9 protein-coding genes are annotated in these 12949 nt (G+C 65.3%); 8 read left to right on the forward strand and 1 reads right to left on the reverse strand.

Annotated features, from left to right (window positions below; genetic code table 11):
- The first annotated feature begins 53 nt into the window (after positions 1 to 53).
- The 4 genes from O4H53_RS10865 to O4H53_RS10880 all read left to right on the forward strand — a co-directional run bounded on the left by O4H53_RS10865 (position 54) and on the right by O4H53_RS10880 (position 6804).
- A complete protein-coding gene (locus O4H53_RS10865; RefSeq protein ID WP_269363717.1) occupies positions 54 to 1193 on the forward strand; it encodes an alpha-hydroxy acid oxidase in 1140 nt (379 codons plus the stop codon).
- A 127-nt stretch (positions 1194 to 1320) separates the two neighbouring features.
- Positions 1321 to 4761 carry a pyruvate carboxylase gene (locus O4H53_RS10870; RefSeq protein ID WP_269363718.1) on the forward strand — a complete coding sequence of 1147 codons (3441 nt, stop codon included), beginning with the start codon at positions 1321 to 1323 and terminating at the stop codon, positions 4759 to 4761.
- Positions 4762 to 4959: 198 nt separating this feature from the next.
- Positions 4960 to 6321 (forward strand): leishmanolysin-related zinc metalloendopeptidase, encoded by a 1362-nt coding sequence (locus O4H53_RS10875; RefSeq protein ID WP_269363719.1) that lies wholly within the window; start codon positions 4960 to 4962, stop codon positions 6319 to 6321.
- Positions 6322 to 6411: 90 nt separating this feature from the next.
- Positions 6412 to 6804 (forward strand): VOC family protein, encoded by a 393-nt coding sequence (locus O4H53_RS10880; RefSeq protein ID WP_269363721.1) that lies wholly within the window; start codon positions 6412 to 6414, stop codon positions 6802 to 6804.
- Positions 6805 to 6820: 16 nt separating this feature from the next.
- Here O4H53_RS10880 and O4H53_RS10885 read toward each other — a convergent pair whose 3' ends face one another.
- Positions 6821 to 8875, reverse strand: coding sequence for a TonB-dependent receptor plug domain-containing protein (locus tag O4H53_RS10885; RefSeq protein ID WP_269363723.1), 2055 nt, complete (start codon positions 8873 to 8875; stop codon positions 6821 to 6823).
- A 196-nt stretch (positions 8876 to 9071) separates the two neighbouring features.
- On the opposite strand from O4H53_RS10885, the gene O4H53_RS10890 reads away from it, so the two are divergent.
- Genes O4H53_RS10890 through O4H53_RS10905 form a run of 4 tightly spaced genes read left to right on the forward strand, consistent with a single transcriptional unit; the run spans position 9072 to position 12837 of the window.
- Positions 9072 to 10115, forward strand: coding sequence for a hemin-degrading factor (locus O4H53_RS10890; protein WP_269363725.1), 1044 nt, complete (start codon positions 9072 to 9074; stop codon positions 10113 to 10115).
- Positions 10112 to 10987, forward strand: a complete 876-nt coding sequence (locus O4H53_RS10895) for a heme/hemin ABC transporter substrate-binding protein (RefSeq protein ID WP_269363726.1) — start codon at positions 10112 to 10114, stop codon at positions 10985 to 10987. Before O4H53_RS10890 ends, O4H53_RS10895 begins: the two co-directional genes overlap by 4 nt.
- Positions 10988 to 10990: 3 nt before the next feature.
- Positions 10991 to 12058: a FecCD family ABC transporter permease gene (locus O4H53_RS10900; protein ID WP_269363728.1), complete on the forward strand. Its 1068-nt coding sequence runs from the start codon at positions 10991 to 10993 to the stop codon at positions 12056 to 12058.
- The gene (locus O4H53_RS10905; RefSeq protein WP_269363730.1) at positions 12055 to 12837 is read left to right on the forward strand and encodes a heme ABC transporter ATP-binding protein; all 783 of its coding nucleotides are present in this window, start codon (positions 12055 to 12057) and stop codon (positions 12835 to 12837) included. Before O4H53_RS10900 ends, O4H53_RS10905 begins: the two co-directional genes overlap by 4 nt.
- Positions 12838 to 12949: the final 112 nt, after the last annotated feature.

The following is a 12949-nucleotide window of genomic DNA, read 5'->3' on the forward strand; positions in this document are numbered from 1 at the left end:
GGCGCCGTCACCGGGCATCTGGACATTGCCATCTGACCCGGCACAAATGGCGCATGGACCTTCACAACAGATACCCCGCCATCGCCGACCTGCGCGCCCGCGCGCAACGGCGCATTCCGCCCTTTGTCTGGGAATACCTCGACAGTGGCACCGGCACCGAGGCCGCCAAGTCCCGTAACCGCACGGCGCTGGACCGGATCGGCATGATGCCATCGGTCCTGCATGGCGAGATCACGCCGGATCTGACCACGGAGTTTCTGGGCCAGACCTTCCCGGTCCCCTTCGGCATCGCACCGATTGGCATGTCGGGGCTGATCTGGCCCGGGGCCGAGGGCCACCTGGCCCGCGCCGCGGCCCGCCACGAGATCCCCTATGCGATCTCGACCGTCGCCACCCAGGGCCCCGAAGACATCGCCCCCGACCTGGGCAAACACGCCTGGTTCCAGCTTTACCCGCCCCGTGACCCCGAGATTCGCGCCGACATGCTGGCGCGCGCCCGCACCGCCGGTTTCGGCACGCTGGTCCTGACCGTGGATGTGCCCGCCTCCTCCCGGCGCGAACGTCAGGTACGCTCGGGGCTGACCAATCCGCCCCGGCTGACCCCACGGCTGCTGGCACAGGTGGCAACGCGGCCGACCTGGGCCTGGCAGACGGCGAAACGCGGCATGCCGCATATGCGCGGTCTGGACAAATACGTCACCGACGCCACCGCAAACCTGCCGCCGACCGCACATATGGGCTACCTGCTGCGCACCGCCCCCGACTGGGAGTATGTCGCCTGGCTGCGCGACGCTTGGGAGGGGCCCTTCATCGTCAAGGGCGTGCTGCGCCCCGACGACGCGGTGCGGCTGGCACAGATGGGCATCGACGCGGTCTGGGTCTCCAACCACGCGGGCCGCCAGTTCGACGGCGCCCCCGCCAGCATCGAGGCGCTGCCGGACATCCGCGCCGCCACCTCCCTGCCCCTGATCTTCGACAGCGGCATCGAAGGCGGGCTCGACATCCTGCGCGCGCTGGCGCTCGGGGCGGATTTCGTGATGCTGGGGCGGGCCTTCCATTTTGCCCTGGGCGCCCTTGGCCCGCGCGGCGCCGATCATCTGATCGACCTGCTGGCAAAGGACATGATCGCCAACATGGGCCAGCTGGGCCTGGCAGACCTCGCCACCCTGCCCGACCCGATCTTCCTGTCCTGAGGTCGCAATGCCGCTGCAAGACGCCGCAGCAAACCTTGCAAAATTGTTACAATCATGACCTTCTGGCTGTTGCGCCGCACCGCAGCATCCCTAGTATGCGCGAAACCTGTCCAGAGGAAGACAAGCCATGCCTGACTTTTCGAAGATCCTGATTGCCAACCGTGGTGAGATTGCCATTCGCATCATGCGTGCGGCCAACGAGATGGGGAAGAAGACCGTCGCCGTCTTTGCGGAGGAGGACAAGCTGGGGCTGCACCGGTTCAAGGCGGACGAGGCCTATCGCATTGGCGAGGGGCTGGGGCCGGTTGCGGCCTATCTGAGCATTGACGAGATCATTCGCGTGGCCAAGGCCTCGGGTGCGGATGCGATCCATCCGGGTTACGGGCTGCTGTCGGAGAACCCCGATCTGGTGGATGCCTGCGTGCAGAACGGCATCACCTTCATCGGCCCGCGCGCCGAGACCATGCGCGCGCTTGGCGACAAGGCCAGCGCGCGGCGGGTTGCCATCGAGGCCGGGGTGCCGGTGATCCCGGCCTCCGAAGTGCTGGGCGACGACATGGATGCGATCCGCGCCGAGGCGCGCGAGATCGGCTATCCCTTCATGCTCAAGGCCTCCTGGGGGGGCGGCGGACGCGGCATGCGCCCGATCTACAAGGAAGAAGAGCTGGAGGAGAAGATCCTGGAAGGCCGCCGCGAGGCGGAAGCGGCCTTTGGCAATGGCGAGGGCTATCTGGAAAAGATGATCCTAAAGGCGCGCCACGTCGAGGTGCAGATCCTGGGCGACAAACAGGGCGAGATCTATCACCTCTATGAGCGCGACTGCTCGGTCCAGCGCCGCAACCAGAAGGTTGTCGAACGCGCCCCCGCCCCCTATCTGACCGAGGCACAGCGCGCTGAGATCTGCGAGCTGGGCCGCAAGATCTGCGCCCATGTGGGCTATGAATGCGCGGGCACCGTCGAGTTCCTGATGGATATGGCGGATGAGAAGTTCTACTTCATCGAGGTGAACCCGCGGGTGCAGGTGGAACATACCGTCACCGAGGAAGTCACCGGCATCGACATCGTGCGCGCCCAGATCCTGATCGCCGAGGGCAAGAGCATCGCCGAGGCCACCGGCAAGGCCAGCCAGGATGACGTGCATCTGACCGGCCATGCGCTGCAGACCCGGATCACCACCGAGGATCCGCAGAACAACTTCATCCCCGACTATGGCCGCCTGACCGCCTATCGCTCTGCCACCGGCATGGGCATTCGCCTGGATGGCGGCACCGCCTATGCGGGCGGGGTGATCACCCGCTATTACGACAGCCTGCTGACCAAGATCACCGCCAAGGCGCCGACGCCGGAGATGGCCATCGCCCGCATGGACCGCGCCCTGCGCGAGTTCCGCATCCGCGGCGTCAGCACCAACATCGCCTTTGTCGAGAACCTGCTGAAGCACCCGACCTTCCTGAACAACACCTACCACACGAAGTTCATCGACGAGACGCCGGAGCTGTTCCAGTTCTCCTCGCGCCGCGACCGGGGCACCAAGGTGCTGACCTATATCGCGGATATCACCGTGAACGGCCATCCGGAGACCAAGGGCCATGCCCGCCCCGGCGCGCATCTGCGTGACCCCAGGCCGCCCGCCAGCCGGGCCGAGCCGATGATGGGCACCCGCAACCTGCTGGAGCAGAAGGGCCCCCAGGCGGTCGCCGACTGGATGAGCCAGCAGCGCCAGTTGCTGATCACCGACACCACCATGCGCGACGGGCACCAGTCGCTGCTGGCCACGCGGATGCGCAGCCATGACATGATCAAGGTCGCCCCCGCCTATGCCGCCAACCTGCCGCAGCTGTTCAGTGTCGAATGCTGGGGCGGTGCCACCTTTGACGTGGCCTACCGGTTCCTGCAGGAATGCCCCTGGCAGCGGTTGCGCGACCTGCGCGAAGGCATGCCCAACCTGATGACCCAGATGCTGCTGCGCGCCTCCAACGGGGTGGGCTACACCAATTATCCCGACAATGTGGTGCAGCATTTTGTCCGGACCGCCGCCAGCTCGGGCGTGGATGTCTTCCGCGTCTTCGACAGTCTCAACTGGGTGGAGAACATGCGCGTCGCCATGGATGCGGTGATCGAGGCGAACAAGGTCTGCGAGGGCACGATCTGCTATACCGGTGACATCTTTGACCCGGACCGGGCCAAATATGACCTGAAGTATTACGTCAGGATGGGTCAGGATCTGAAGGCCGCGGGCGCCCATGTGCTGGGGCTGAAGGACATGGCCGGGCTGCTGAAACCCGCCCAGGCGCGGGTGCTGATCAAGGCCCTGAAATCCGAGGTCGGCCTGCCGATCCACTTCCACACCCATGACACCGCGGGCATCGCCTGCGCCACCATCCTCGCCGCGTCCGAAGCCGGGGTCGATGCCGTGGATTGCGCCATGGATGCGCTGTCGGGCAATACCTCCCAGGCCACGCTGGGCTCGGTTGTCTCGGCGCTGCAACATACCGACCGCGACACCGGGCTGGACATGACCGCGATCCGCGAGATCTCGGACTACTGGGAAGAGGTGCGCGCCCATTACGGTGCCTTCGAGACCGGCGTGCAGGCGCCTTCCTCCGAGGTCTATCTGCATGAGATGCCCGGTGGCCAGTTCACCAACCTCAAGGCGCAGGCGGCCTCCATGGGGCTGGATGACCGCTGGCCGCAGGTCGCGCGCACCTACCGGGACGTGAACCAGATGTTCGGCGATATCGTCAAGGTCACGCCCTCGTCCAAGGTGGTGGGGGACATGGCGCTGATGATGGTCAGCCAGGGCCTGACCCGCGCGCAGGTCGAAGACCCCGAAACCGATGTGTCCTTTCCCGACAGCGTGATCGACATGATGCGCGGCAACCTGGGCCAGCCCCCCGGCGGCTTCCCCGAGGGGATCGTCAAGAAGGTGCTCAAGGGCGAGAAACCCAATCTCGCGCGCCCCGGCAAACACCTCGCGCCCGTGGACCTGGAGGCAACCCGCAAGGAGCTGTCCGAAAAGTTCGATGGCGCCGAGATCGACGACGAGGATCTCTGCGGCTACCTGATGTACCCACGCGTCTTTACCGATTACATGGAGCGCCATCAGCAATACGGCCCGGTGCGCACCCTGCCCACCGCGACCTTCTTTTACGGGATGGAACCTTCCGAGGAAATCTCGGCCGAGATCGACCCCGGAAAGACGCTGGAAATCCGCATGCAGGCCCTGAGCGAGACCTCCGAGGACGGCGAGGTGAAGGTCTTCTTCGAACTCAACGGCCAGCCTCGCGTGATCCGGGTGCCGAACCGCCTGATCACGGCCACCACCGCCCGGCGGCCCAAGGCAGAGGCAGGCAACGAAAGCCACATCGGCGCCCCGATGCCGGGCGTCGTCGCCTCGGTTGCGGCCACGGCGGGCCAGAAGATCAAGGCGGGCGATCTGTTGCTGACCATCGAGGCGATGAAGATGGAAACCGGCATCCACGCCGAACGCGACGCCGTGATCAAGGCCCTCCACATCCAGCCCGGCAGCCAGATCGACGCAAAGGACCTGCTGGTGGAGCTGGAATAGCCCGGGGCTGATCCCCCGGGCACCTGCCCCGGCTGCACGACAAGATTGACCCCCGGTCCGGTTGCTGGACCGGGGGTTTGCGTTTGGGCCGCGCCCACCCGGCCCGTTCTTCGGATCAACCTGTCAGATGAGATTTCCCGCCTAAGATGAATTTCTTTGGACTTTTGGCAGAGTTCTGTACAGTTTTTTCATATTTTCATGAGCAAGGTTGATCAGATGTATTTTCGCAATTCAATTGGGGCTGAGACGCCCGCATCCCGCCCCCCGGGCAGACGGGGCGAACCCGGCGCGGAACGGTTTGTCGCAGAGGACCGGTTTGTCGCAGAGGACCGGCATGATCGGTCCGACCTGCCGCATCGGGGCGACACCGGGCGATCCCCGGGGTCAGAGGACCACCGCCAGCACCCGGACGACCACGCGGCGGAGGCGACAGAATCCCAGCAGCAAGCGCGGGGCGATCATTTCGAATTCACCTTTGAACATGATGCGCCGGCAGCCTCTCACAGGGGCGCGCAAGACGTGGAAACCCCGGTTGAGGAAGGCGGGAACGTCACCGCCGATGAGAATGGCGATGGCAGGCCGGACCCCGACCCGGACCCCACGACGCCGATGGACCAAGACCCCGATCCGGCGCCCCCGCCCCTTGATCCGCCAGTTGAGCCGGAAGTGCCGCCCGTCACCTCGGGCCGGCCCGGCGGGGCCACCCCGGGCACGCCGCAGGTGACACCGCCCAGCCCGCCACCGGGCAGTGACAATGCCGAAAGCGGCCGTGATCCGGACGCCATGCCGGACCCCGGTTCGATCCCCCTGACCGGCTATACCAGCGGTGGCCCGGCAGGCACGGCGTATAATGTCACCATTGATTTTGTCGGCACCTGGTCCGCCGAATTGCAAAGCGCCTTTATCGAAGCGGCGGATTACCTGAGCACGATCATCCTGGGTGATCTGCCGGATGCGCTGGTGGACGGCATCGCCATTGATGACATCACCATCACCGCCACGCTGGACACGATCGACGGCGTCGGCGGCATCCTGGGCAGCGCAGGCCCCCGTGAACTGCGCGGCGATGGCAGCTACCTGCCCGCGACAGGTGCCATGACCTTTGACAGCGCGGATGCCCAGAACCAGCTTGGCCTTGGCAATTGGGAGGCCATCATCCTGCATGAGATGATGCACGCCATGGGCTTTGGTTCGCTCTGGTCGCTGATGGGGCTGACCAGCGGCTCGGTCGGCGGGGGCGACCTCCGCTTTACCGGCGCAAATGCCACGGATGTCTATCAGAGCGAATTTCCCGGCATCGCCGCCAATGATCCGGGCGCGCCCCTGGGGGTGCCTGTGGAAACCGATGGCGGCTCCGGCACGGCGGGCAGCCATTGGGATGAGGTCCTGTTCAATGCGGAACTGATGACCGGCTATGTGGACACAGGCAGTTTCGTGTCATTGATGACCATCGCCGCGCTGGAGGACATGGGATACGACACCGTGTTCGACAACCCCTACAGCGCAACCGACCAATCCGCGCCGATCCCGCCAGACCCGCTGCTGGACATCATGGGCTGACACGGACGATGCCCGCCGGAGGGGCAGACCATGCGCGGCCTGCCCTGATCCCGTGTTGCGCGGCCCCGTGAATGCGGGCATCCTGCCCCCATGCATCTCTCTGCCCTGACCCTGATCATCCCCGATTATGACGAAGCCATCGCCTTTTATTGCGATGTGATGGGCTTTGACCTGACCGAAGACATCGACCAGGGCCACAAACGCTGGGTCCGCGTCACGCCACCCGGCGGGGGCGCGGGCATGATCCTGGCCGAACCGGCCAATGAGGGGCAGCGCACCGCCATCGGCAACCAGGGCGCAGGGCGGGTCTGGCTGTTTCTGAACACCGACAACTTTGAGCGCGATTACAATGCCCTGCGCGCCAAAGCTGTCGTGTTCGAGGAGCTCCCGCGCCATGAACCCTACGGCACCGTTGCCGTCTTTCGCGACATCTTCGGCAACCGCTGGGATCTGATCGGCAGCGCGGCACCGGCTGCCGCCTGAAACCCGGCCTGCCCGGTCAGAACGATTTGGTGAGCGACACCTTGAAGGTCCGGCCCGGTGCCTTGCGGGAGGGCGACGACAGGTGTCCCACGTAATCCCTGTCAAAGACATTCTCCACGCCAAAGCGCACTTCGGTCCCGTCCAGCCAGCCCTGATCGGGCCGCCATGTCGCCCGCAGGTTATGCGCTGTGCTGTTGGGCAGATCGGCCCCCAACGCATCGCGCTGGTCCGCCGAATGGACAATTTCCCAGCTCAGATCGAAATCGTCGTTCCACCGTTTGCCCAGGGTCAGATGAACCCGGTCCGCCGCAAGGTTGCGCCAGACGGTCGACGTGCCATCGGGATTGTATTCTGTCCCTTGCCCCAGATGGCCTGAGAAATCGGCATAGAAGCCACTGGCCATCCCATAGGAGGCCTCCAGTTCAAAGCCTCTCGGTTCCACCGATTCCAGCTCTGTCGTGGTGTCCCCGGCAACCAGATAGCTGGTGATGTCACGCAATTTCGTCGCATAGAGATTACCCCGGATGGTAAAGCTGTCCTCCGGCGCAAAGACATCGGTGCCGGTATAGGCCGCCCCGAACTCCAGCGTATGCGATTTCTCTGCCGTGGCGATGCGCCGCTGGGCCGTGGGGCTGGTGCCCAGATCGTCGATGATCGGCAGCCCTTCGGTATAGGCGGCGCTGCCAAAGACGGAGAGGCCATTGCCGAAATCATAGGCCAGCGCCAGCCCGCCCATCAGCGCATCCTTTTGATAGCTATCCGGTTCAGGTGCCAGCGGCAGCGCCGAGGTGATCCGGGAATTTTCATAGCGCAACGCAGGTGTGATGGTGAACCGTCCCACCGTCATCTCGTCCACCACGAAAAGCGCATGGCGGTCATCGCGGCCACCGGGTGCCCCGGCAGCGGTGTTGTCGGCCCGCTCCCGGCGCTGCACCTCAAGCCCGGCCAGCATGTCATGCGACAGCATTCCGGTCTGGAACAGGGCGCGGTTCGTCAGGGTCAGCTTTGTGGTCTCATAGCGCTGATCGGCGTTGACCGTATCCAGAAGGAAGGGAAAGGTCGGCGTCCCCTCCAGCGGCGAAGACCCCGGCACGTAATCATATTCAATGATCTGATCGGCATAGGAAAGATTGGCCCGCAGGTCGATCAGCGCGCTGGCGGGATTATACCGGTATTCCAGAACGCTCTGGGCGGTATCCGTCAGCCGGTCCACATTGCCGAAACTGCCGCCGGTGGTGTCGAACTGGTCATAGGGGACATCCTTGTCATCGGCCACGGTGCGCGACTGGCTGAAAGTCAGGGATTGCGCATCGTCCTGCCCGAAGGTGAATTTCGCCTTGGCCAGATAGGATGGCGTCTGAAACGCGCTGTTCCCGATCACGGCGCCATCCCCGGATTGCAGATCGTTCTGATCCCGGAAGGAATAGTTCAGCAGGAATTCGGCGCGTGTCGTCGGCATCCAGGCCAGATTGGTCGAACTGACCTTTCCGTCGCCGTTGGAACTGTATTCAAAGGTCTGGGAGCCGCCAAAGCCCGGCACGCCGCCGGTGAAATCGGAGGCGTCCTTTGTCTCCAGCTTGACCACCCCGCCGACAATGCCAGACCCATAGGCAAAGCTGCCGATGGTGCCACGCAGCACTTCGACCTGACGATAGAGCAGCGGATCGGTGAACAATTGCGTGCCGATGCGGTAAAGCTCTTCCGACCCGACGGTGGCACCATCCACCAGCACGGCAATCTTCTGGTCCGACCCATAGGTCGTATTGGCCCCGAACCCCCGGATGTTGATGCCCGAACCCTGCGGCGTGGTGCCGTTCACAAGGGTCACACCGGGTATGGAATCGATCACCTGAGCCACGGTGCTGGCCTGCCGGTCGGCAATCTCCTCCTCCCCCACGACGGTCCGCGCCAGCGCCGTGCCAAAGCTCAGGTCGCGCTTGCCGCCGGTCAGGATCAGGGTGCCAAGGAAACCGGGGGTGCCCTCGTCCTGGGTCAGGTCCTGGGCCAGGGCCGGTGCTGCCAGCGACAGGCAGACAAGCGCGGTCGTGCCGCGAAGTAGGGGGGTAAGCATATGCGCCATCCTTCAGGGATAAATAGCCGAAGCTTGCGGAGGCTGGCGCGGCAGGTTTTTGTGAATTGACGATTATCGCAATCGTATGGGTTGCACCCTTAATCGTACCAGACTAAAACAGTCAAGTATTTTACGAAAGCCACGTACCGGACCTGTCGGGCGCAGCCATCGGACCATCCCACATCCGAGGACGCCCATGACCCACCCAACCCCTGCCGACATCCGTGCCTTTCAGGCCGAAAACCCCAGGCTGCGCGCGCGCGATGCCGCTGACCAGCTGAACATTTCCGAGGCAGAGCTGGTCGCCGCCAGCATCGGACGCGGCGTGACCCGGATAGAGGCGCATCCCGACAGGGTGATTCCCGCCGCCGAAAAGCTGGGCGAGGTCATGGCCCTGACGCGGGTTGCGGCCTGCGTTCACGAAAAGATCGGCGCATATGGCAATTACCATCCCGGCCCCCATGCTGCGATGACACTGACAGAGAACATCGACCTGCGCATCTTCCCGTCCCATTGGGTCCATGCCTTTGCGGTCGAACAAGAGGCCGAGCAGGGCCCGCGTCGCGCGTTGCAGATATTTGATGCGGCGGGCGACGCGGTACACAAGATCCACCTCAGAGAGACCTCGAACCAGGACGCATGGGCCGGGATCGTGGCCGATCTGGCCATGGCGGATCAGGCAGAGGGCCAGACGGTCGCGCCACGCAAACCCGTCGAGGCGGCAAAATCAGCGCCGGAAAAGCTGGACATCCTGCGCGCCGAATGGGCGCGGCTGACCGACACCCATCAGTTCCTGCGCCTGTGCTCCAAGCTCAAGATGAACCGGCTGGGCGCCTACCGCATTGCCGGGGCCCCTTTCGTGCGCCAGCTTGCCCCGAAAGCCGTTGACGACATGCTGCACGCCGTGCGCGATGCCGGGATCGAGGTGATGATCTTTGTCGGGAACCGGGGCTGCATCCAGATCCACAGCGGCCCGATCCACAAGCTGCACCCGATGGGCCCCTGGCAGAACGTCATGGATCCGGGTTTCAACCTGCATCTGCGGCTCGACAAGGTGGCCGAGGTCTGGGCGGTGGAAAAACCCACGCAGCGCGGCCCGGCAGTGTCGGTAGAGGCTTTTGACGCCGAGGGCGGGCTGATCTTTCAGGTCTTTGGTGTCGGCAAGGAAGGGCGCGATTCCCGCGCCCATTGGGGCCGCATCGTCACCGGCCTGCCGGCATTGGAAGAGGTCCCGGCATGAGGATCACCTTTCATCGCGGCCTGCTTGCCGCTGCCCTTGCCCTGCCCCTGACGCTGGGCCTTCACCCCGCCGCCCGCGCGGATCAATCCGGCGCCGATGTCCTGGCCATCGGCGGTTCGGTGACGGAGATTGTCGTGGCCCTGGGCCAGCAGCACCGGCTGAAGGCGCGCGATACCACCTCCACCTATCCGCCCGATGTGACCGGCCTGCCGGATGTGGGCTATATGCGCGCCCTCTCGTCCGAGGGTGTGCTCTCGGTCGGACCTGCGCTGATCCTGTCGGAAGAGGGTGCAGGCCCGCCAGAGGCGCTGGAGGTCATCCGTGCCGCCGATGTCGATTTCGTCGAAGTGCCAGACGCACTTACGGCGGAGGGAATTCTGAACAAGATCAGGGTGATCGGCGACGCTCTTGAAGTGCCTGACCGGGCTGCCGATCTCTCTGCACAGGTAGAGGCCGCGCTTGCCGATGCCCTGGCGGATGCCGCCCGACCCCAAGGCGATAAGAAGCGGGTGCTCTTTGTGCTGTCCACCCAGGGCGGCAAGATCAACGCCTCCGGCACCGGCACGGAGGCCGATGCGCTGATCCGCATGGCAGGCGGGGTGAACGCGGTTTCGGACTATGCAGGCTACAAGCAGATCACCGAGGAGGCGGTAGGTCTGGCCGCGCCGGATGTGATCCTGATGATGGATCGTGGCGGCGACCATGGCGCGGCGGATGATGAATTGTTCGCCCTGCCCGCCATCAGCCTGACGCCTGCGGCCCAAACCCGGTCTGTGGTGCGCATGGACGGGCTGCTGATGCTGGGGTTCGGGCCGCGCACGGCCAGCGCGATCCGGGACCTGAACGCGGCGCTTTACGGACAGGAAAGCTGACCGATGGCCTCGATGACAGAGATCATCCCGGCCCCGAGGGATCGTCTGGCCCGCGCCCGTGCGCTGCACTGGATGCTCGCAGGCGCGCTTGCGCTGGCCTGCATCGCCAGTCTTGAGGTCGGCGCAACCGATGTGACCCTCTCCGCAATGCTGGGCAAGATCCTGCAGGGGCAGGCCCTGTCGCATATGGAACAGGTGGTCCTGTTTGACATCCGCCTGCCGCGTCTGGCCATGGGGGTGCTGGTGGGCGCGGCGCTGGCGGTTTCGGGGGCGGCCATGCAGGGGCTGTTCCGCAACCCGCTGGCCGATCCCGGCATCGTCGGCGTTGGCGCGGGGGCCGGTCTGGGCGCGATCCTGGCCATCGTGCTGGGCGCCTTGCTGCCCGTCTGGCTGATTGATCTGACCGGCAATCAACTGACCCCCTTTGCGGCCTTTCTGGGCGGCTGGGGCGCAACCATCCTGCTTTACAAGGTGTCGACCCGGCACGGGCGCACCTCTGTCGCGACGATGCTGCTGGCGGGCATTGCGCTCGGCGCGCTGGCGGGGGCGCTGTCCGGCATCCTTGTCTATGTGGCCGATGACCGGCAATTGCGCGACCTGACCTTCTGGGGTCTGGGCTCTCTGGCCGGGGCCAGCTGGGCCAAGGTTCTGGGCGCGGGGCCGATGATCCTGCTGGCGCTCGGCGCGGCCATGATGCTGGGCCGGGGGCTGAACGGGCTGGCCCTGGGCGAGGCCACGGCGGCCCATATCGGCATCGACGTGCAGCGCATGAAATCCATCGCCATCCTCGCGGTGGCCGGGGCCACCGGGGCGGCCGTCGCGGTCTCCGGCGGAATCGGGTTCATCGGCATCGTGGTGCCGCATCTGCTGCGCCTGGGCTTTGGCCCCGATCACCGGACATTGCTGCCCAATGCCGCGCTGATGGGGGCAACCCTGCTGATCCTCGCCGATGTGATCGCCCGCGTCGTCATCGCCCCTGCGGAACTGCCGATCGGGATCGTCACCGCCGTACTCGGCGCGCCGGTGTTCCTGTGGATCCTGCTGAAACGCAAGGGGCTGGTGGAGCTGTGAGCCTGATCGCCGAAAACATCCGCGTCTTCTATGGCTCCCGGGCCGCCCTGCGGGGCGTCAGCCTGACCGCCCGGGCCGGAGAGGTCACAGCCATCGTCGGCCCGAACGGATCGGGCAAATCCACCCTGCTGGGGGCAATCACCGCCACCCTGCCCTTTGACGGAAAGGTCAGCATCAACGGGCGCGACATCGCCGGGATGAAACCCTGGGAACTGGCGGCGCAACGCGCGGTCCTGCCACAGGCATCGCGGCTTGCCTTCCCTTTCAGCGTGATCGAGGTCGTGCGCCTGGGCCTGCAAAGCGGCACCGCCGGGGACCGGCCCGAAGTGCCGATGCAGGCGCTTGCCCGTGTCGGGCTGGCCGATTACGCCGACCGCACCTTTCAGGCGCTTTCAGGGGGCGAGGCGCAGCGCGTCATGCTGGCCCGTGTGCTGGCGCAGGTCTGGGCGGCGGTCGAGGACGGTCAGCCGCGCTGGCTCTTGCTGGATGAACCGGTTTCAAGCCTGGATATCGCCCATCAACTGCAGGTGATGGAGATCGCCCGGCGTTTTGCCCGTGACGGCGGCGGCGTGATCGCGGTGATGCATGACCTGAACCTCACCGCGCTTTATGCCGACCGGGTGGCGATCCTGGCCGAGGGGCAGCGCATCGCCTTTGGCACCCCTGCCGAGGTGCTGACGGATGACACCCTGTCACGGGCCTATGGCTGCAGGCTGCGTGTCTCCGCCCCGCCCGCCGCCGGTATTCCCTATATCCTGCCCCATGCCGCCTCTGCCTGAGGGGATCGGCGATGCGGCGACCACCCTGACCTCGCATGATGGACCGGGCAGACCCCAAAACCGAAAGGACACGATGATGATCGTCACCCCGACCCACCCCGCCGCCACAAAG

The sequence above is a fragment of the Sulfitobacter sp. G21635-S1 genome (assembly GCF_027213915.1).
In the GTDB taxonomy this organism is placed as follows: Bacteria; Pseudomonadota; Alphaproteobacteria; order Rhodobacterales; family Rhodobacteraceae; genus Sulfitobacter.